Origin of the sequence: Collinsella ihumii, assembly GCF_900046475.1 — a bacterium.
GTDB classification, from domain to species: Bacteria; Actinomycetota; Coriobacteriia; order Coriobacteriales; family Coriobacteriaceae; genus Collinsella; species Collinsella ihumii.
In genome coordinates, this window is sequence record NZ_FCOU01000002.1 from 141450 (window position 1) to 161808 (window position 20359).

The 20359-nt window shown below is 66.9% G+C and carries 16 protein-coding genes; 5 read left to right on the forward strand and 11 right to left on the reverse strand.

The features are described from left to right. Positions 1-87 precede the first annotated feature (87 nt). The 11 genes from nifJ to BN3789_RS01255 form a co-directional block, all read right to left on the reverse strand. Positions 88-3615, reverse strand: a complete 3528-nt coding sequence (gene nifJ, locus BN3789_RS01210) for a pyruvate:ferredoxin (flavodoxin) oxidoreductase (RefSeq protein ID WP_066828935.1) — start codon at positions 3613-3615, stop codon at positions 88-90. 438 nt (positions 3616-4053) lie between these two features. After that, positions 4054-6216, reverse strand: coding sequence for an ATP-binding cassette domain-containing protein (locus tag BN3789_RS01215; RefSeq protein WP_066828938.1), 2163 nt, complete (start codon positions 6214-6216; stop codon positions 4054-4056). Between the two features lie 10 nt (positions 6217-6226). Beyond that, a complete protein-coding gene (locus BN3789_RS01220; RefSeq protein WP_202615047.1) occupies positions 6227-8470 on the reverse strand; it encodes an NHLP family bacteriocin export ABC transporter peptidase/permease/ATPase subunit in 2244 nt (747 codons plus the stop codon). Beyond that, positions 8471-8932, reverse strand: coding sequence for a hypothetical protein (locus tag BN3789_RS01225; RefSeq protein ID WP_066828940.1), 462 nt, complete (start codon positions 8930-8932; stop codon positions 8471-8473). It abuts the gene before it with no gap. 9 nt (positions 8933-8941) lie between these two features. Next, positions 8942-9115, reverse strand: coding sequence for a hypothetical protein (locus BN3789_RS12560; RefSeq protein WP_154018713.1), 174 nt, complete (start codon positions 9113-9115; stop codon positions 8942-8944). Between the two features lie 126 nt (positions 9116-9241). Next, positions 9242-11149, reverse strand: a complete 1908-nt coding sequence (locus BN3789_RS01230) for a PP2C family protein-serine/threonine phosphatase (RefSeq protein ID WP_066828942.1) — start codon at positions 11147-11149, stop codon at positions 9242-9244. A gap of 192 nt (positions 11150-11341) precedes the next feature. Beyond that, a complete protein-coding gene (gene recR, locus BN3789_RS01235; RefSeq protein WP_066828944.1) occupies positions 11342-11938 on the reverse strand; it encodes a recombination mediator RecR in 597 nt (198 codons plus the stop codon). 68 nt (positions 11939-12006) lie between these two features. Beyond that, positions 12007-12327, reverse strand: coding sequence for a YbaB/EbfC family nucleoid-associated protein (locus tag BN3789_RS01240; protein ID WP_066828946.1), 321 nt, complete (start codon positions 12325-12327; stop codon positions 12007-12009). A gap of 337 nt (positions 12328-12664) precedes the next feature. Then, positions 12665-12949, reverse strand: a complete 285-nt coding sequence (locus BN3789_RS01245; protein ID WP_066828948.1) for a hypothetical protein — start codon at positions 12947-12949, stop codon at positions 12665-12667. Then, positions 12928-14304 (reverse strand): DNA polymerase III subunit gamma/tau, encoded by a 1377-nt coding sequence (gene dnaX, locus BN3789_RS01250; protein WP_066828950.1) that lies wholly within the window; start codon positions 14302-14304, stop codon positions 12928-12930. The genes BN3789_RS01245 and dnaX overlap by 22 nt, the downstream gene beginning before the upstream one ends. 409 nt (positions 14305-14713) lie before the next feature. Beyond that, positions 14714-14908 carry a hypothetical protein gene (locus BN3789_RS01255; protein WP_066828952.1) on the reverse strand — a complete coding sequence of 65 codons (195 nt, stop codon included), beginning with the start codon at positions 14906-14908 and terminating at the stop codon, positions 14714-14716. A gap of 158 nt (positions 14909-15066) precedes the next feature. Here BN3789_RS01255 and BN3789_RS13140 point away from each other — a divergent pair, with 158 nt between their 5' ends. The 5 genes from BN3789_RS13140 to BN3789_RS01280 form a co-directional block, all read left to right on the forward strand. Continuing rightward, the gene (locus tag BN3789_RS13140; protein WP_079989000.1) at positions 15067-16560 is read left to right on the forward strand and encodes a protein kinase domain-containing protein; all 1494 of its coding nucleotides are present in this window, start codon (positions 15067-15069) and stop codon (positions 16558-16560) included. Further along, positions 16472-16750 carry an FHA domain-containing protein gene (locus tag BN3789_RS01265; protein ID WP_229254111.1) on the forward strand — a complete coding sequence of 93 codons (279 nt, stop codon included), beginning with the start codon at positions 16472-16474 and terminating at the stop codon, positions 16748-16750. The genes BN3789_RS13140 and BN3789_RS01265 overlap by 89 nt, the downstream gene beginning before the upstream one ends. A 6-nt stretch (positions 16751-16756) precedes the next feature. Then, entirely contained in the window at positions 16757-17170 is a 414-nt protein-coding gene (locus tag BN3789_RS01270) for an FHA domain-containing protein (RefSeq protein ID WP_066828962.1), read from the forward strand. Beyond that, complete coding sequence (locus BN3789_RS01275; RefSeq protein ID WP_147569475.1) at positions 17167-19044, forward strand: Stp1/IreP family PP2C-type Ser/Thr phosphatase; 1878 nt, start codon at positions 17167-17169, stop codon at positions 19042-19044. Before BN3789_RS01270 ends, BN3789_RS01275 begins: the two co-directional genes overlap by 4 nt. Beyond that, positions 19044-20359 (forward strand): FtsW/RodA/SpoVE family cell cycle protein (locus tag BN3789_RS01280; protein WP_147569477.1); only part of this gene is annotated, 1316 nt, incomplete at its 3' end. The genes BN3789_RS01275 and BN3789_RS01280, both read left to right, overlap by 1 nt.

The window sequence follows — 20359 nt, forward strand, 5'->3', positions numbered from 1 at the left end:
TGGTCACGCAGCGCAAAAAGGGCCCCGGAGCAGATGCTCCGGGGCCCTTGCATCACGTTGACGATCGGTCAGACGCGAGGTGCGCTCTTACTCGTTGTACAGAGCGTTGAGCTTCAGCAGGTGCTGATAGCGGTCCATAGCGGCCTGCTCGTTCTCGGCGAACAGCTCCTCGGCGCGCTCCGGGAAGGAGCGGGTCAGAGAAGCATAGCGGGCCTCGTTCATCAGGAACTCCTGATAACCGCCCTTCGGCTCCTTGGAGTCGAGGGTGAACTTCTTGTCCGCAGCGGGGTTGAAGCGGAAGAGGTTCCAGTAACCGCAGTCGACAGCCTTCTTCATCTCCATCTGGCAGTTCTGCATACCGCCCTTCTTGATGGAGTGCATCTCGCAGGGGCTGTAGCCGATGACGATCGACGGACCGTCGTAGGCCTCGGCCTCCTGGATGGCCTTGAGGGTCTGAGCCGGGTTGGCGCCCATGGCGACCTGCGCCACGTAGACGTAACCGTAGCTCATAGCGATCTCGGCGAGGCTCTTCTTCTTGATGGCCTTACCAGCAGCGGCGAACTGAGCAACCTGGCCGAGGTTCGAAGCCTTGGAAGCCTGGCCGCCGGTGTTGGAGTAGACCTCGGTGTCGAAGACGAAGACGTTGATGTTGTGGCCGGAAGCCAGGACGTGGTCCAGGCCGCCGAAGCCGATGTCGTACGCCCAGCCGTCGCCGCCGAAGATCCAGAAGGACTTCTTGGTGAGGTAGGACTTGTCGGCCAGGATCGCCTTGGCGGCATCGCAGCCGCAGGCCTCGAGGGCAGCGACGTAGGCCGCAGCGGCGGTCTTGGAGGCCTCGGCGTCGTTGCGGGCGTCGAGCCAAGCCTGACCGGTAGTCTTCACGTCCTCGGGCGTGCCGTCGGCAGCGATGAGCGCCTCGGTGTCGGCCACGAGCTTGTTCTGGACGGCCTCATAGCCGAGAGCCAGACCCAGACCGTGCTCGGCGTTGTCCTCGAACAGGGAGTTGTTCCACGCGGGGCCGTGACCGTCCTTGTTGGTGGTGTACGGGCAGCGGGCCGCGGGGTTGCCCCAGATGGAGGAGCAGCCGGTGGCGTTGGAGATGAACATGCGGTCGCCGCAGACCTGGGTCACGAGGCGAGCGTATGCGGTCTCGGCGCAGCCGGCGCAGGAGCCGGAGAACTCAAGCAGAGGCTGCTTGAACTGGGAGCCCTTGACGTTGTTGGCCTGCAGGACGGGCTTCTCGGAAACCTCGGCGACGCAGTAATCGAAGACGGCCTGCTCGGCAGCCTCCTGCTCCTGCGGAACCATGGTGAGGGCGCCCTTGGGGCAGACCTTGACGCAGTTGGTGCAGCCCATGCAGTCGAGCGGGGACACGGCCATGGTGAACTTGAGGCCGGTGTCCTTCGGCATCTTGATGTCGAGGGTGCGCAGGTTCTCGGGCGCGGCCTCGATCTCGGCCTCGGTCAGACCGAACGGACGGATGGTCGCGTGCGGGCAGACGTAGGCGCACTGGTTGCACTGGATGCACTTGGTCTCATCCCAGTGCGGAACCATGACGGCGACGCCGCGCTTCTCGAAGGCGGAGGCGCCGGTGAGGAACTGACCGTCCTCGTGGCCAGCGAAGGCGGAGACGGGCAGCTCGTCGCCCTGCATGCGGGAGATCGGCTCCATGATGGACTTGACCTGCTTGGCGATGGCGGAGCACTCGGCATCGGAGAGCTCGGCGACCTCGTCGGTGGCGTCGGCCCAGTCGGCGGGCACCTCGAACTTGCGGAACGCGGTGGCACCGGCGTCGATGGCCTTCCAGTTGGCCTCGACGATGGCCTGGCCCTTCTTGGCGTAGGACTTCTCGGCGGCGGCCTTCATGTACTCGATGGCGTCGGCCGCGGGCAGAACCTGCGCGAGCGCGAAGAACGCGGACTGCAGCACCGTGTTGGTGCGCTTGCCCATGCCGACCTTCTCGGCCAGGTCGATGGCGTCGATCAGGTAGACGTTGATGTTGTTCTTGGCGATGAAGCGCTTGGCCTCGGCGGGCATGTGCGCGGAGAACTCCTCGTCATTCCACTGGCAGTTCACCAGGAAGGTGCCGCCGGGCTTGACGTCGCGGACCATCTTGAAGCCCTTGACGATGTAGGAGGGGTTGTGGCACGCCACGAAGTCGGCCTTGGAGATGTAGTACGGGGAGCGGATCGGGGAGTCACCGAAGCGCAGGTGCGAGATGGTGACGCCGCCGGTCTTCTTGGAGTCGTACTGGAAGTAGGCCTGGACGTACTTGTCGGTGTGGTCGCCGATGATCTTGATGGAGTTCTTGTTGGCACCGACGGTACCGTCGCCGCCGAGACCCCAGAACTTGCACTCGATCGTGCCCTCGGCCGCCGTGTTGGGAGCATCCTCCATCTCGGGCAGGCTGAGGTTGGTGACGTCGTCCACGATGCCGACGGTGAACTCGCGGCACGGAGCGTCGGACTTGAGCTCCTCGTAGATGGCGAACGCGGAAGCGGGCGTGGTGTCCTTGGAACCCAGGCCGTAGCGGCCGCCGATGACGGTGATGCCGGTCTTGCCAGCCTCGTAGAGGGCGGAGACGACATCCTGGTACAGGGGCTCACCGATGGAGCCCGGCTCCTTGGTGCGGTCCATGACGGCGATCTTCTTGACGGTCTCGGGGAGCACGTCGACGAAGTGCTTGATGGAGAACGGACGGAACAGACGGACCTTGACCAGGCCGACCTTCTCGCCCTGGGCGTTCAGGTAGTCGATGACCTCCTCGAGCGTGTCGCAGAAGGAGCCCATGCAGACGACGACGCGGTCCGCGTCGGGAGCGCCGTAGTAGTTGAACAGGCCGTAATCAGTGCCGAGCTTGGCATTGATCTTGCCCATGTAGTCCTCGACGACGGCGGGCAGCGCGTCGTAGGCCTTGTTGCAGGCCTCGCGGTGCTGGAAGAAGACGTCGCCGTCCTCGTGAGAGCCGCGCGCGGAGGGGTGCTCGGGATTCAGCGCGTGATCGCGGAACGCCTGGACGGCGTCCATGTCGCACATCTCGGCCAGGTCGGCGTAATCCCAGACGGCGACCTTCTGAATCTCGTGAGAGGTGCGGAAGCCGTCGAAGAAGTTCAGGAACGGAACCTTGCCCTCGATGGCGGCGAGGTGCGCCACGGGAGCGAGGTCCATGACCTCCTGGACGTTGCCCTCGGCGAGCATGGCGAAGCCGGTCTGACGGCAGGCCATGACGTCGGAGTGATCGCCGAAGATGTTGAGCGCATGGGAGGCGACGCAGCGGGCGGACACGTGGAAGACGCCCGGCAGGCCCTCGCCCGCGATCTTGTACATGTTCGGGATCATGAGCAGCAGACCCTGAGACGCCGTGTAGGTCGTGGTCAGAGCACCGGCACCGAGCGAACCGTGGACGGTACCGGCAGCACCGGCCTCGGACTCCATCTCGATGACGTTAACGGGCGTACCGAAGATGTTCTTCTTGCCCTGCGCGGCCCACTGGTCGACATGGTCGGCCATAGGGCTGGACGGCGTAATCGGGTAGATACCCGCAACCTCGGTGAACGCATACGATACGTATGCGGCCGCCTCGTTGCCGTCCATAGACTTGAACTTACGCGCCATATACCCCTCTCCTCTCAAGTTGGGTGTACATGTTCCGGAAGCGTCCGCCCCCGGTGATTACCATGCATGGATACCTTCCGGCGATCTGGATGGCATCAGTGGACAAAAATCCGCATGCAGGATTATTGTACTCCGAACACCGGAATAGACATACGAGATCTGGGGCAGTTTTTGTCCTGCGGAATTGTTATCGGTACCAGCGGTTTGGTTGCCTTCGGCTGACCGCGCGACCTTCAGCAGGAGCGAAAAAGAACAGCCGCGGCACACTGCGCGCAATATCTGTTTTCAATCCCAACGGCACCGCATTCGTTCCGTTGCCCGTCCGGCTCGTTTGACCCCGCCGGGAGATGGGTCATTTGGGGACGGGTTCGTTCCAGCCCATCGGCGGCTGTGCAGATCACCGATGGGTTGGAACGAACCCGTCCCCAAATGACCCATTCACACCTGCTGGCGGGCGACCAGATCGGCAAACAGCCCTCCGCACTCGACGAGCTCGTCGTAGGTGCCGTCCTCGACGATGCGCCCGCCGTCGAGCACGACGATGCGGCTGCAGGCGCGAATCGTCGACAGGCGGTGCGCGATGACGAGCCTGGTGCACTTCAGCGACTCGAGCGAGTCCGACACGATCTTCTGCGTCACGTTGTCGAGCGCGCTCGTCGCCTCGTCGAACATGAGGATCTTGGGCTTGGCGGCGATGGCGCGCGCGATCATGATGCGCTGGCGCTGCCCGCCCGACATACCGCCACCGCCCTCGGTGACCATCGTGTTCATGCCCATCGGCATCGCATCGATATCGTCGGAAAGACCCGCGAGCTCGGCGGCTTCCCAGGCCTGCTCGAGGGTGAGGCCGGGCGCCGATATGGCGATGTTGTCGTAGATGCTCCCGGCGAACAACCTGCCGTCCTGCAGCACCACGCCGATGCGCTTGCGCACGCTTCCCGCGTCCACGCTCGCCAGGTCGCGCCCGTCGTAATAGACCGCGCCGCGCTGGGGCCGCTCGAACCCGAGCAGCAGGCGCATGAGCGTCGACTTGCCGCAGCCGGTCTTGCCCACGACCGCGACGTACTCCCCGGGACGGACCTTGAGCGTCAGGTCATCCAGCACCGGCCGGTCGTCGCCGTAGGCGAACGTGACGTGATTGAGCTCGAACCCGCCGGACATGCGCTCGAGGGCGCGCTTGGACTCCGAGGTCTCCGGCACCGTCTTGAGCAGCGGATCCGCCATCGACAGGTACGGACGGATGCACGCCATGTTGACCGCCGCCGAGCCGAGCGCCGCAAGCGCGGCGGAGACCGCGCCGTAGGCGGAGGTGAACGCCATGTACTCGGCAACCGAAAGACCGCCCGCCGCGGCGCTCAGGTAGAACACAATCGTGCCCAGCGAGGCTACGGCCATCTGGATCGTCGAAGAAAGGCGCGTGAGCACCGGCCCGTTGTAGGTGAGGCGCGCCTGCCGGTGGTAGAGGTTCGCCCAGGTGGCGAACGCGCGCTTCTCGGCACCGACGAGCTTGATCTTCTGCAGGCCCTCGATCAGGGCGTACTGCCAACCCGACAGGCGGGCCCCGAGGTCGAGGCGCCGCGCGGTCACGCGCATCTGTGCGGCGGCGACCAGCGCGGTCACCGCCGTGGTGAGCAGCGCCACCCCGACGGTCGGCAGCGCCATGACCGGCGCGATGGCGGCGATCTGGCCCACGTAGGCCATTGCGAACAGCGCGTTGAGGAGCGCGGTCAGCACGACGTCCTGGATGAGGCGCCCGACTTCGCCCACGATGGCCAGGCGCTCGGACAGATCGCCCGTCTGATAGCGCGAGAAAAACGATGCCGGCAGCGACAGGGCGCGCATCATCATCGCCGCGTCGAGCGGCACGCTGAGCTTGGTCGAGATGCGCGCGAGCACGATCTGCCTGATCCCGCCCACGATGACCTGCGCCACGAGCACGCCGACGAGCAGCACCGCGAGCGGCGCGATGATGCTCGCCGTTCCCGCCTCGACGACCGGGCCGAACACGATGCGGTTCACGAGCGGCGCGACCATGCCGAGCGCCGTCGAGGCGGCGGCCGCGCAGATGAGCGCGATGATGTCGCCGCGGTCGAGGGAGCGCGCCATGAACAGCAGGATGTCGCGCACGCCCAGCTCGCGCTGGGGCAACGGCCGGTAGAAGCACCAGGCCTCGTCCGCCAGGCGCTTGGCGCTGCGCTCGTTGACGCGCACGGGCCCCATGCCGTCGACGAACTGGTAGCCGCCGCGCGCCAGCGGGATCAGCGCCACGGGCAGCCCGTCGTCGGCAAAGCCGAGCATGGCCCCCATGGCATCGCGGTACCATGCGCCGGACAGGCGGACCGGGCGGCACATGATGCCCGTCGAGCGCAGGCGCTGCTGGATGAGCTCGTCCATGCTCTTCACGCCGCGCGGCGTCTCGCCGCCCTCGACCCCGTAGTAGGCGAGCACGTGATCGAGCGCGCTGCCCGCCTGCACGAGACGGGAAGCGCCCTCGGCGGTCCGCGCGCCCGTCACCGCGTCGGACAGGCGGTGCAGCGCCTGCTCGAGGCGCTCGTCGTCGAAGCGGCGGCGCGCCTCGACCTGACTCTCGAAGAGATCCATGCGCACCCCCCTACTCCGCCGTGACCAGACGCTCGTACAGGCCGCCCGCGCCCATGAGCTCATCATGGGTTCCCCGCTCGACCACCCGGCCGCGATCGAGCACCACGATCTCGTCGCAGTCCCGGATGGCCGACAGGCGGTGCGCGATGACGACCAGCGTGATGCCGCGGCGGCGGATGGCGCGCATGACCTCCGCCTCCGTCTGGGCGTCCAGGGCGCTGGTCGCCTCGTCCATGATGAGGATGACCGGATCCGCGGCCAGCGCGCGGGCGATCTCCAGGCGCTGCCGCTGGCCGCCCGACAGGTCGCGCCCGCCCTCGGCGAGCACGCCATCGTAACCGCCGACGCGCCGCATGATGTCGTCGTGGACCTGCGCGTCGCGGGCGGCGAGCAGGACCTCGAAATCCTCGATCGACTCGTCCCACAGGCGGATGTTGTTCGAGATCGTGTCGTTGAACAGCGTGATGTCCTGGTCGATGACCCCGATCGAGGCGCAGCGCGCCGAGCGCGGCACCTCCTCGAGCGGCGTGCCGTCGAGCAGCACCGATCCCGACCAGGGGCGGTACAGGCCGGAGATGAGCTTGGAAATCGTCGACTTGCCGCAACCCGACGGGCCCACGAGCGCGATGCTTCGGCCCGGCTCCACGTCCAGGGAAAAATCCTCGAGCAGGGGCTCGGCGAGCGGCGAGTAGCCGAAGGTCACGTGGTCGAGCCGCACGCCGCCGCGCAGCTTTCCCATGAACAGGTCGGCCGCGGGCGGGCGCTCTGCCGCGGGCGCGTGCTCGCTCGCATCGTCGTCGCGTTGCAGCTCGTCCTCGGCGCACAGCGGATCGGTCGGATAGTCCATCACGTCCTTCAGCCGCTCCATGTCCGTGCGCATCTCCTGAAAGGCCTGCAGGCTCTCGATGAGCCCCTGGACGGGAGCGGCGAACTGCGCGGCGAACCCCTGGAAGGCCAGAAGCATGCCGACCGACAGGTCGCCCGCGATGATGAGCCAGGCGCCGAGCACGAGCACTGCGATGTTCGCCGTGCAGGTCACGAGCTGCGGAACCAGGCCGAGATACTGGTCGATGCGCGCATAGCGCACCGTCTGCGCGTTGGCGTTCGCCTGAAAGCCCGCCCACCTGCGGAAAAAGCCCGTCTCCACGCCGGAGGCCTTCAGGGTCTCGACCATCGAGATGCCCGCCATGGTCGCGGCGGCCAGGTTGGCCTCGTCGCGCATCTGCACGCGCGCGATGTTGACGCGGCGCGCCGAGATGACGAGCGCCATCGCGACGTTGACGGCAACCGCCGCGATGCCGACGGCGGACAGCGGCGGCGAATAGGCGACCATGAGCACGAGATACGCCACGACCATGGCCGCGTTCACCAGAAGCGGGGTCAGGATGCCCACGATGGTCTTGGCGATGCCGGCGTTCGTCTGCGCACGGGCCATGATGTCGCCCGCGGCGCGCTGCGAGAAGAACTCCATCGGCAGGTGCAGCACATGCCAGAAAAACGAGGCCGCCGACGATACGGCCATCTTGCCCTCCAGGCGCAGCAGGTACACCGCGTTGAGGGCGGAGGTGACCACCTGCAGCAGGCAGGCGATCGCCAGCGCGCCCACGAACGGGACGAGCCAGTCGGGATTCGTCCCCGTGATGATGCGATCGGTGAAAACCTGGGAGACGGCGGGGGCGACAAGCCCCAGCAGCGACACGATAGCGCAGGTCAAGGTCACGAACAGCACCAGAAAACGCGTGCCGTGGAGGCGACGGCCGGCAAAGGCGGCGATGGATGCGGGCGCGCCGCCCGGCATGAATTCCGGCCCCGGCTCGAGCGCCAGCACGATGCCGGTGAACTCCCGGTCGAACTCCTCGAGGGGGACGCGGACCTCTCCGCGGGCGGGATCGTTCAGATAGGCGAAGGCGCCCTTGAAGCCGCGCAGCACCACGAAATGGTTGAACCCCCAGTGCACGATGCAGGGGAACTCGCCCTCTTCGATCAGGGCGTCCATCTCGTAGCGGAACCCCTGCGCATCGAACCCGTATGCACGCGCCGCACGCAGCATGTTCGCGGCCGACTGGCCGTCGCGCGAGACGCCGCAGTCGCGGCGCACCTCCTCGAGCGGCAGCCATTTTCCGTAATAGGCGCACACCATGGCAAGGCAGGCGGCCCCGCATTCGAGGGCCTCCATCTGCATGATCTGGGGAATGCGGCGCGCCAGCCCCCGCATGGGGGCACAGGCGCGCCGCCTGGCGAGCCTGCCGGTCATCTACGCCCCCGACAACAGCTCGAACGGCGAGTAGCTCTTGACGACGACCGTGCAGTCATAGGTGCCCACGGGCAGCTCTATGAATGCCGTGCCGACGTCGTACCAGCCGCTTTCGGGAGCCGTCGCATCGGGAACCGTCACCATGGACGCAAGCACGGGGGTTCCGCCCACCGATCCGATCGTCCCGGAGACGTCACCGACCCGCACGGTGTCCCCGCGTGACAGGTCGGATGCCTTCTCGGAGTCCATGTAGCACGTCGCTCCGTTGCGGCCCACTACGATCACGGCATCCTGGGTGTCCTCGAGTCTTCCGAACACCCCCCACACGACACCGGCGGCAAGCACCAGGATGACCGCCAAAACGATCATCCAGGCGCCCGGGTTCGATACCTGGATGTAGTCGTCCAGGTGCTCCGGCGACCGCATGTGCGCCAGGCTCTTGTCCCGAAACAGGCTCGCCATATACGTCGATTAGCGCATGCCGGGCTTGGGGCGGGAGATGTAGCCGAGGCCACCCACCACGCCGTCAAGCAGCGCGTCCTCGAGGGGCTGAGCACCCCGATGCTTCACAGGACGGGTTTCGGCAAGCTTCTCGTCCGAGCGCTCGCGAAGGTCCTGCGACGCCTTGATACGCTTGTTGTCCATTTCGCCCTCCTTACCTTCAGGCCGACGCGCGGGAGCGCCGGCGGTCTCATAATGCTATCCCAAAGCCGCTGCCCCGCGCCCCCTTGCGGGAAGCCGGAGCGAAAAGCGGAGCCGCAGCCTATGGAATCAGTGGTCGTCGCCTCGATCGACGACGTCCGCGGGATCTGTCGCGGAGCCCGCCTGGTCCGCTGCGGGCCAGGCCTCGCAGCGAAGCGCGAGCACGGTGATGTCGTCTGCCTGCGGCGCGGCGCCGGCGAAGACGTGCACGCCCGCGAGCACCTCGTCCACAAGCTCGCAAGGCTGCTCGCGGCCGCAATCCGCAAGCAGGCGTTCCAGGCGCTCCTCGCCAAAGCAGGTGCCCTGCTCGTCCATGGCCTCGGTCACGCCGTCGGTGTAGAGCACCAACATGTCGCCCGGAGCCATGGTGCGCGAGAACTGGCGGTACGGCAGCCCGTCGAAGGCGCCGAGGACCATGCCCGAACGGTCGCGGATCCAGCAGACGCCGCCGTCCGCGGCGAGATACGCCGGCGGGTTGTGGCCGCCGCACGCGAAGGCGAGCTCGCGCGTGCCGAGGTCGAGCACGCACAGCCACACGGTGACGAACATGCCCTGCTCGTTGTCGTGGCACAAGTCCGCGTTCGCGCGGCTCATGGCCTCGGCGGGCTCCAGCCCCTCCATGAGGAGCTGCTTCAAGATCGCCTTGGCGCGCATCATGAACAGCGCGGCGGGCACGCCCTTGTCGGACACGTCGGCGATCACGACCGCCAGGCGCACATCGTCGACCATGAAGAAATCGAAGAAGTCGCCGCCGACCTCCTTGGCAGGGCTCATGGACGCGGCGAGCGCGAATCCGCGACCTCCTGTGAACGGCGGAACGACCTCGGGCAGCGCGGAGGCCTGGATGCGCGAGGCGACCTCGAGCTCGGAGCGCACGCGCTCCCGCTCGCGCTCGAGGCCGGCGATGTTCTCGACATGCGCCTCGGTCTCATCGATCATCTCGGCGGTCCGGTCGGCGAGGATGCCCACCTCGTCGCGCGGCCAGGCCTCGGAGCGGATCGCCGTCGCGGTCGCCACGTCGTGGGTGAGCGCGTACTCGGTCATGAGCCGGGTCAGGCCGAGCAGCGGGTTCACGAGGGTGGAGCGGAACAGCACGAGCAGCGCCGCCAGGCAGACCACGTAGACCGCCACGGTGATGGCGAGCGTCGGCACCATCTGGGCCATGACCGCTTCGTTGAGGTCACCCGCGGGGATGGACGCCACGCACAGCCACGACTTCGCGTGAACCGATGAGATCGGTACATACATATAGTAGGTGGAGCCGTCCGGCGAGATATCGAGCGAGGCTAGGGCCTTTCCGCTCTCGAATGCCTGCCAGAGCCCGGGATACTGGTCGCGCGGGCGCTCGAGGACATCGCCCAAAAACGGCTGGTCCCCCGCCTCGATGCTCTCGTCCCCCGATACGCCGGCCGCCACGCTGGTAACCGTCTGCCCGTCGCCGTTCGGCATGATGAAGGCGAAATCGGAAAGCTGGTAGGCTTCCTTCATGCGGCTCAGCATATCCTGCAGCGAGTAGAAATACTGCGCCACGAGATACCGGTTGTACTCGTCGAGCGCCGCGCTGGCCTGGGCATAGAGGCCCGCGGCCGCCTCCTCGCCCTGCGAGGCCCGCATCTGGTCGTACTGCTCGAACAGCCCGTTGTAGGTGGCCAGCACCTCGTCAAGTCGGGCGATGAACTCCTCGTAGTCCGTCTCGCGGTTGATGATGTCGCCCATCTCGACCCAGCTGTCGTAGTCCTCGCCGGCGTCATAGCCGTTCTGGGAGGCCGACGCGCCCGCATAATCGGCGAGCTGGGCCAGGCGATTCGCCTGCGTGTCGAGGTAGGTCGTGCGGACGCTCGTGTGGATGAAGATCGCCGACAGGGTCACGGCGATCAGGGCGAAGATGGCGAACGCGGCGATGATCCGGCGCGTCAGGCGTCCCGAGCGGGCGTCGCTTTTCTGGGTGCGGTCGAGCTCCTCGTCGCCTCGTGCCATGTCCTGCCACCCCTTCGAACCTGCGCCCGGCGGCGCACAGCATAACGACTGTATCTTAGCCGCCATCCGCTCAAAGAAGAACCGGTGAAGGGAGCGAGGGGAACGAATGCCCCCGATTTTCGCATGGGTGTCCCGTGCGCATGCCGTTCGAGGGCGCCGCGAACGGTGCGAAATGAATTGATCGGTGTTTCCCTAAAGAATGCGACGGGCCTCGATGGCGCGACCGAGGGTCAGCTCGTCGGCGTACTCGAGGTCGCCGCCCACGGGCAGGCCGCTCGCCAGACGGCTCACGGCGATATCCATCGGCTTGATGATGCGCGCCAGATAGCTCGCCGTCGTCTCGCCCTCGATGTTGGGGTTCGTGGCGATGATGACCTCCTGGATGTCCTCGGACCCCAGGCGCGCAAGCAGCTCGCGGATATGCAGCTGCTCCGGACCGATCTTGTCGATAGGGCTGATCACGCCGCCCAGCACGTGGTACAGCCCACGGTAGCTGCCCGTCCGCTCGATCGCCGTGACATCGCGCGGCTCGGAGACCACGCAGATGCGGGTGCGGTCGCGCGATGAATCCTGGCAGATGGCGCACTCGTCGTCAGTCGCATAGTTGAAGCAGCGGCTGCAGAAATGAACCTGCGCCTTGACGGCAAGGATCGCGTCGGCAAGCCGGCGCGCCTCCTCGGCGTCGGCCTCCAGAAGGTAATAGGCGATGCGCTGGGCGGACTTAGGACCGATGCCCGGAAGCCTTCCCAGCTCATCAAGGAGTATCTGCAAACTGCGATCAGCGCTCATGACCCACCCGATAGTCAACTCATACAAGCACGACGGAAACCCGAGTCCGCCGGCACCGCAGGCGATACCTAGAACGGCATGCCCGGGATGTTGAGGCCGCCGGTGATGGCGCCCATCTGCTTGTTGGCGAGCTCCGTCACCTGACGGATGCCCTCGTTGACGGCCGCGACGATCATGTCCTGCAGCATCTCGACGTCCTCGGGATCGACCGCGTCGGGATCGATGGTGATGGACTCGAGCTGCATGCCGCCGTTTACCTTGACCTTGACCATGCCGCCGCCCGCGCTGGCGTCGACGGTGGTCTGGGCGAGATTCTCCTGCGCGACGGCGAGCTGCTCCTGCATCTTGCGCGCCTGCTTCATCATCTGCTGCATGTTCATTCCGGCCATGTGAGCTCCTATCCTTACGTTATTGCGTGAGCGGCCCGATTGCCTCACGGCATCGTACCATGGCACGCGGTGCATGACAGCAAGACAGGGCAATCTTGGAGCTGAGGCAAAGGTATAAGCGTTGGCGGATGGAGCGGAAAATGGGGAAGGGGCTAGCGGCCACTAGCCCCCCAACCAAAAAACTGCGCCGCCCGTAACCAGACTACGGGCTTTGCCGTTGAACGAAGCATACCCCATACGATCGCGGCCATGCCCCTTTTCTACAAGAAAATAAAGACCCCGCTCTCGTCTCACCATACGTCGTGATAATTGCCCCGTCTTGCCGTCGCGCGCCGCGTCACTTGTAGACGACGTTGCCGAAGATGCTGTTGAGCATGGCCTTGGCCTCTTCCTCCGACTGCGGGGTCTGGGCCTCCTCGGCACCTGCGGCGGGGGTGTTGGCACCCGTCCAGGGCAGGGCGCCGGCAGGCGATGCCGGCGCAGGGGCGGCAGTGGCAGCCGGAGTGGGCGCCGATGGCGCGGCCGGAGCCGCCGCGGGCACGGGTGGGATGTCGGCGGGCACGTCGAACGGCGGCACTTCTTCATCGTCATACGCCGCGATCATGGCGTCGTCGTAGGGCACCTGCTCCTCTTCCCACGCGCGACGATCGGCGTCGATATCCGGCTCGCGCACAATGGTGGGTCCGCTGACCTGATCGGGCTGCGGGGCGGGCGCCTCAGGCTGCGCGGCTTGGGGCCGAGTCGCGGCGGGAGCGGGCGCGGCGAAGCCACGCCCGCCGCCCCAACGGGCGCGCTCGGCACGCCGGCCGCAAGCTGGGCCTCGATGCGGTCGAGACGCTCCGCCAGCGCCTCGAGCGTCAGATCCGATTCGGGCCGCGCCAACCTGGTGCACGCGATCTCGAGCACCAGCCTCGCATCGGACGCGTTGCGCATCTCGATTGCCGCGTCGTCCAGCACGGTCAGCACGCGCGCCAGGCGGTCGGCGCTCTCAAAGAGGGAGGCCTCCTCCACCAGCGCGGCAACCTCGTCGGGCGTGCCGTCGAACAGCTCGAATCTGCCCCCGGCAACGCGCGCGGTATACACGTCGCGCATGTGCGCCACGGCGTCGCGGGTGAATTCGAGCAGGTCGTTGCCCTCGTCAACCTGGGCGCGAATCATGCCGAACAGCCCCACGACGTCACGGGCGGCGATACCGCGCGCGAACTGGGCGAGCACCGTGCCCGACACCTCGCCGAGCAGCGCGCGGGCGTCGGCCACGCGCACCGCGCCGTCGCCGAACACCGAGAGCTGCTCGAGCGTCGACAGGGCGTCGCGCATGCCGCCGCGCGCGTGGCGCGCTACGATCTCGAGCGCCTCGTCGTCGGCGTCGAAGCCCTCCTGCTCGCAGATGTAGCGCAGGCGCCCGACGATATCCTCGTTCGAGATGCGGTGGAAATCGAAGCGCTGGCAGCGCGACAGGATGGTTTCGAGAATCTTTTGCGGATCGGTCGTGCACAGGATGAAGACGACGTGGCTCGGGGGCTCCTCGAGCGTCTTGAGCAGCGCGTTGAACGCCGCCGCCGTGAGCATGTGGACCTCGTCGATGATGTAGACCTTGTACGCTCCGCGCACGGGCGCGAAGTTCACCGAGCTGATGATCTCCTCGCGCACGCTGTCCACGCCGGTGCGGGACGCCGCGTCGAGCTCGTAGACGTCCGGATGGGTGCCCTCCGCGATCGCCTCGCATTCAGGGCACGTCCCGTCGGGCATGCACCCGCTCGCGCCCTCCGCGCGCGCCGCGTCCGCATGCTGGCACAGCAGCGCCTTGGCCAGGATGCGCGCCATGGTCGTCTTGCCCGTGCCGCGCGGCCCGCAGAACAGGTAGGCGTGCGACAGGCGCCCCTCGGTCACCGCGTGCTTCAGCGTGGACACGATATGTTGCTGTCCCACGACGCTTTCAAAGGTCAGCGGACGGTATTTTCTATAGAGCGACTCCATGGAACCTCTCTTTTCACGCGAAACGGTTGCACCCTATCATACCCGCTGGCGCGGACCGCCCGCCATCGCGCCGCCACGAATGCCCGACAATCGGTCCGCACCGACCGAATGGCCGCAAACCGTATATTTCAATCATGAAACTGCATAAAAATTCGTTTTGGGAAATACCTACAGTAACAGTAGGCTGAGTTTGGTGCGATTTTTGAGGCCCATCTCCCCACCACCGCTACACCCCTCAGCATTTCCGCAGGAAACAACTGGGCAAATGCCGAGGGGTGCGGCGCATGTGGGCAAAGGGCACCGAAAAATCGCACCAAACTCGATATACACGTTTTTTGGACGCCTTAGGATGAGTTGATTGGGGACGGGTTCATTTCAACCCATCGAGCTGCAACGCCGAAAAGACGACCTACAGCCCGCGCTCCTCAAGACGGCGCACGACGTCCTTGAGCGTGACGCGCGTCGCGAACAGCTGGCGATAGGTTGCGGTCTTCACCTTGTTCGCGCCCCGCAGCTCCTCCATTCGAGCCGACACGTCGGCGAGCTCGGAGCGGACATCGGCGGCAAAGGCGTCGTAGGCGTCCAGGCGCTCCGCATCGTTCATGGCAGGCCTCCCTCGGTATCGTGGCTTGCGATCTCTGTTTCCAACACAGCATCATTCCACAAGGCGCCCGGTGCGGAATGAATTAATCAGTGTTTCCCGAGGGGGCGTGGTACCATCTCCCCACAGGCACTAATCGCACCATAAACGCAGGACCGCACATGCCGCTTTTTCCTACACCGCGCGCAGCGCAACCGAACAGCATACCTGAGCCCGGAGCCACGGGCACTGGGCTTTTGCGCCGCTACCGTCCGCTCAGGACACGCGCGACCGGCGGCTTCGGCAGCGTGGAGATTTGCCTCGACACCCGCCTGCAGCGCCGCGTCGCCATCAAGCGCATCCCGCTGACCTCGCAAGGCGTCCGTACGGCATCCGACAACGTCGCCGCCGCCCTCATGGAAGCGCGCACCGCGAGCATGCTGCCGCACCCCAACATCGTCTCGGTGATCGACTTCACGTACGACTCGGCATACGCCTACCTGGTCATGGAGTACGTCGACGGCATGAGCCTCGAGGAGTTCCTCGCCCAGGTCGACGGACACTCCCTGACCTATGACGAGGCGGCCAACGTCGCCGACGCGCTGGTCCAGGCGCTCAGCTATGCCCATGAGAACCGCGTGCTCCATCTGGACATCAAGCCCGCCAACGTGCTGATCGACCGCAACGGCAACGTCAAGCTCGCCGATTTCGGCATGGCGACGCTCGCCACCGCCGCGGGGTTCGGCGGCGCGCGCGGCGGCACCATCGGCTACATGTCGCCCGAGCAGCTGCGCGGAGACGCCGTCGACGAGCGCACCGACATCTTCGCGCTCGCATCCGTGCTCTTCGAGGCCCTCTGCGGCTACGCGCCGTTTCGCGCACAGACGCCCGCCGAATCTGAAGAGCTGATCGACCAGGGCGTCACCCGTCCGAGCGAGCTTTTGCCCGACATTCCGCCCGCGTCGGAGGAGGCGCTGATGAGCGCCCTCTCCCCGGCGCCCCAGATGCGCATGGACAGCGTGGAGGAGTTCGGCGACCGCTTCTGCCGCGGGCTGGGGCATGCGCGCGACGGGCGGCGCAGCTTCGCCACCCTCATCGCGCGGCTGACCTCCGACGAGCAGGACCCCGACGCCGAGGCCGACGAGCGCCCCGAGCGCACCTGGGAGCTCGATCCCAAGGAGGGCTACCTCGGAAGCCAGACCGCCCATGCGCGGCGCATCGCCGCGGGCGTGGTCGCCGGCGCGTCGGTGGCCGTCGTCAGCTGGAGCCTGCTTGGCACCGTGGGCCTGGTGGAGACGCTGCCGCGCCTGGCCTCGGCCGCGGCCATCGGCGTCGAGGCGGTGAGGGCGCGCAAGCTCACCTACTTCGTCGACTGCCAGCGCCTCGTCGGCGACCTCAAGCGCGCGGCGGAGAAGGGCGCGCTCGAGCGCAGGATGCGCTTCTACGCCCACCTCTCCCTGCTGATCGTGGACGAGGTGGGCTACCTGGACGTGGACAAGGAGGGGGCGGACCTGCTGTTCCAGCTGGTCTCCAGGAGGTACGAGAGGAGGTCGANCCCGCGCGTCCCGTCCGCAGCCGGCGGCCCCCTTGGCCGAGCTCGTCGACGTGGTCACCGGCGAGGTCCTGCCCATCACCCGCCGCAGCTGCACCGTCGGCCGCGAGCGCGCCGCAGCTGACGTGGTCCTGCGCGACCCCAACGTGAGCCGCCGCCACGCCGAGCTGCTCTACACCGGATCCGACTGGTCCATCGAGGACCTCAACTCCACCAACGGCACCTTGGTCAACAACCGTCGCATCACCCGCTGCCCGCTGCGCAACGGCGACCTTTTGACCTTCGGCCTGACTACGTTCGAGTTCAGGGGCTGATGCACCATGATCGACATCATCCTGTTCGCGGGACGCATCGTTCTCGTCCTTCTTCTGTATATCTTCCTGTTCGCCGTCATGAAGACCGGCGTGGGCCTGGTGCGCGGCCAGCGCCGCGACTCCGCCATCTGGACCATCGACGTCGACAAGGGCCCGCGCGGCATCCGCGGCATCCACGTGGACATGCTGGGCCCCGTCATCGTCGGCCGCTCCCCCAGCTCGGATATCTGCATCAACGAGCCCTTCGTCTCCGCCTCCCATGCGCGCTTCTCGCTGCAGGGGCCGGCGCTGGTGATCGAGGACCTGAACTCCCTGAACGGCACGCTCGTGAACGGGCGCCCGCTCGCCGAGCCCGCCACGCTGCGCGAAGGCGACGAAGTGCAGATCGGTGACGTCGTCATGAAAGTGAACCGTCGATGACCGACGAGAAGCGCACCTTCTCACATACGCCCGACACCCCCTACAGCTCGGACGAGCCCTCCATATCGGCACTCGAACCCCAGCCCGTCATGGACCTGGAGGCCGTCGAGGCGCCGCTTGAGGTCGTGGAGCCCGCCGCATCCGCGCATGACGGGGATGCCGGCGCCTCCGCCGCGCATTTTGCCGAGCCCGCCCACTTCGCCGAGCCCGTGGCCGACGCGGTCGCGGACGCGTTCGAGCTGAACGGGGCGCAAGAGGCCGACGAGGCCCCCGCGCATATCGGGGCGGCCCACTTCGCCGACGACGCCCCCGCCTCCAACGAGGTCGCTCCCGCCGCGGCGGACCCGCTGTTCAGCGACCTCACCGACCACGGGCCCGACATCGCACGCGAGGGCGCCGCGATCGAGGTCGCGGGCGACTACCTGGGCGATCAGGACACCGGGGAGCTTCCTCCTATCGACGCGATCGAGGCCGCCGTCGCCGCGGCCGAGCAGCGCTCGCCGGAAGACACCGCCGAGATCGACGTCGACGCGATCGAGGCGAAACTCAAGGACCCGGGCACCACGCAGAGCTTCACGCCCCTTCCCGAGGAGCGCATCGCCACCGATTCCACCTACGACGCGGGCACGACCATGTCGCTCATGTGGGGCGCCCGCTCCGACGTGGGCTGCGTGCGCTCCCATAACGAGGATTCCTATCTCGTGGCCTCGCCGCTGTTCGCCGTATGCGACGGCATGGGCGGCCACGCGGCCGGCGAGGTGGCGAGCTCGCTTGCCGTCGAGACCATCGCCAGCACCGCGCCCAAGACCGCCGACGCAGCACAGCTCGCCGCCGCCGTCGAGGCCGCCAACGCGGCCATCATCCAGGCCGCCGCGAGCGGCATCGGCCGGCCCGGCATGGGCTGCACCGCCACGGTCGCCTACATCGAGGGAAACACGATCGCCATCGCGCACGTGGGCGACTCGCGCGCCTACCTCGTGCACGACGGCGTGCTCACGCGCATCACGCGCGACCACTCCTATGTCGAGGAGCTCGTCGACGCCGGCGAGATCACCGCCGACGAGGCGCGCATCCATCCCAACCGCTCGGTCATCACCCGGGCGCTCGGCTCGGATCCGGCCATGTACGCCGACCACTTCCAGCTCAACATCGACGAGGGTGACCGCCTGATCCTGTGCTCCGACGGCCTGTCGAGCATGATCCCCGACAGCGAGATCGAAAACATCGCCGCCAAGTCCTCGACCGCGCAGATGTGCACCGACAACCTCGTCGACGCCGCGCTCGCCGCGGGCGGCGCGGACAACGTCTCGGTCGTCGTGGTCGACGTGGTGGACGACGGGCGGCTGAAGCAGGTCATCCGCACCCACCGCCGCAACGTGTTCATCGCCGTCGGCCTGCTCGTCACGGCGCTCGTGCTGTGCGCGGCCATCATGTTCTTCTCGATCTCCAATGCCATCTACCTCGGCGTCGACGGGGAGTACGTGGCGCTGTACCGCGGCATCCCCGCAAGCGTGCTGGGCATCGAGCTCAACCGCGTCGAGGAGAACACGACCATCAAGCTTTCCGACCTGCCCGAGGACACGCAGAACCGCCTGCGCGAGGGCATCTCCCAGCAGAGCCTCGACGAGGCGTGGGACACCCTGTCCGACTACCGTCGCCAAATCGAGGAGCAGCAGGCCCAGCAGCAGCAAAACGCCGAGGCCATCCGCGAGAGCGCGCAGGCCGCCGAGGCGGCGCAGGCGCAGCAGGACCAAACCGACGAGGCGGGCGAGGTACCGCAGCAAGACCAGCAGCAGCCCCAAGACGGCGGGCAGCTCGCTCCCCCCGCTGACGCCTTGACCCCCACCACCGAGAACCCAGAAGGAGGCGCATGATGGGCAGTCGCCGCAACACCGAGCTCTTCCTGCTCGTCGCTGCCGCATTCCCCGTGATCATGCTGTACGCGCTGTACGTGGTCACAACGGGCACCCAGCTCAGCTTCGAAACGCTTGCCGTACCGCTCGGCCTGTTCGCCGCCTTCGCGGCGGCGCATATCGCAACGCGCTTCCTGGCGCCGGGCGCCGACCCCGCCATCCTGCCGGTGGTCTTCGTGCTGTCGGGCATCGGCATCACGTTCGTCACGCGCCTGGCACCCGATCTGGCCATGAACCAGCTCATGATCCTGTTCGGCGCCATCGCGCTCATGGTGGTCACCCTGGCCGTGGTGCGCAACCTCGACATGGTCAAGCGCTACAAGTACACCTTCGGCATCATCGGCATCCTGCTGCTGATCCTGCCCATGTTCGTGGGTACCGAGGTCTACGGCTCCAAGCTGTGGGTCGACGTCCCCGGCATCGGCCGCTTCCAGCCCGGCGAGTTCGCCAAGATCTTCCTCGTGCTGTTTTTGGCGGGCTACCTGTCCGAGAACCGCGAGCTGCTCTCGATCTCCAACCACAGCTTTCTGGGCCTCAAGATCCCGCGCTTCCGCCTGCTGCTGCCGCTGTTCGTGGTCTGGGGCATCTGCCTGGCCATCGTCGCCTTCGAGACCGACCTGGGCAGCGCGCTTCTGTTCTACACCGTCTTCCTCATGATGCTGTACGTGGCCACCGGCCGTGTGTCGTACGTGATCATCGGCCTGCTGCTGCTCGCCGTGGGCGCGTTCGGCGCCTATCACGTGATGGCGCACGTCCAGACCCGTTTCCAGATTTGGATCGACCCGTTCGCCGACGCGCAGGGCGGCGGCTACCAGCTCGTGCAGTCGCTCTACTCGCTGGCCGACGGCGGCCTGGTGGGCGTCGGCATCGGCCGCGGCATGGCCACGATCATCCCCGTCGTGGAGTCCGACTTCATCTTCTCCGCCATCGGCGAGGAGATGGGTCTGCTCGGAGGCTCCGCGGTCCTGCTGCTGTTCATGCTGTTCGCCGTGCGCGGCCTCACGGTCGCCGCGCGCGCGAAGTCCGATCTGGCCGCCTTCATCGCAAGCGGCCTGACCGCCTCCATCTCGTTCCAGGCGTTCCTCATCGTGGGCGGCGTCACCCGCCTGGTGCCGCTGACCGGCGTGACCCTGCCCTTCATGAGCCAGGGCGGCTCCTCGCTGCTCGCGAGCTTCATCATCGTCGCTATCCTCATGCGCGCCGGTGACGAGGCGACGGGCAGAAACGTCGAGCTCGCCGGCTCCGGCACGGGCGAGGGCGCCACCCCGGCCGCCGG

What these genes read in the sequence shown, in the direction of transcription:
- nifJ (WP_066828935.1), bottom strand. Translation starts at nt 3,615, where the DNA reads ATGGCGCGTAAGTTCAAGTCTATGGACGGCAACGAGGCGGCCGCATAC.
- BN3789_RS01215 (WP_066828938.1), bottom strand. Translation starts at nt 6,216, where the DNA reads ATGGATCTCTTCGAGAGTCAGGTCGAGGCGCGCCGCCGCTTCGACGAC.
- BN3789_RS01220 (WP_202615047.1), bottom strand. Translation starts at nt 8,470, where the DNA reads ATGACCGGCAGGCTCGCCAGGCGGCGCGCCTGTGCCCCCATGCGGGGG.
- BN3789_RS01225 (WP_066828940.1), bottom strand. Translation starts at nt 8,932, where the DNA reads ATGGCGAGCCTGTTTCGGGACAAGAGCCTGGCGCACATGCGGTCGCCG.
- BN3789_RS12560 (WP_154018713.1), bottom strand. Translation starts at nt 9,115, where the DNA reads ATGGACAACAAGCGTATCAAGGCGTCGCAGGACCTTCGCGAGCGCTCG.
- BN3789_RS01230 (WP_066828942.1), bottom strand. Translation starts at nt 11,149, where the DNA reads ATGGCACGAGGCGACGAGGAGCTCGACCGCACCCAGAAAAGCGACGCC.
- recR (WP_066828944.1), bottom strand. Translation starts at nt 11,938, where the DNA reads ATGAGCGCTGATCGCAGTTTGCAGATACTCCTTGATGAGCTGGGAAGG.
- BN3789_RS01240 (WP_066828946.1), bottom strand. Translation starts at nt 12,327, where the DNA reads ATGGCCGGAATGAACATGCAGCAGATGATGAAGCAGGCGCGCAAGATG.
- dnaX (WP_066828950.1), bottom strand. Translation starts at nt 14,304, where the DNA reads ATGGAGTCGCTCTATAGAAAATACCGTCCGCTGACCTTTGAAAGCGTC.
- BN3789_RS01255 (WP_066828952.1), bottom strand. Translation starts at nt 14,908, where the DNA reads ATGAACGATGCGGAGCGCCTGGACGCCTACGACGCCTTTGCCGCCGAT.
- BN3789_RS01270 (WP_066828962.1), top strand. Translation starts at nt 16,757, where the DNA reads ATGATCGACATCATCCTGTTCGCGGGACGCATCGTTCTCGTCCTTCTT.
- BN3789_RS01275 (WP_147569475.1), top strand. Translation starts at nt 17,167, where the DNA reads ATGACCGACGAGAAGCGCACCTTCTCACATACGCCCGACACCCCCTAC.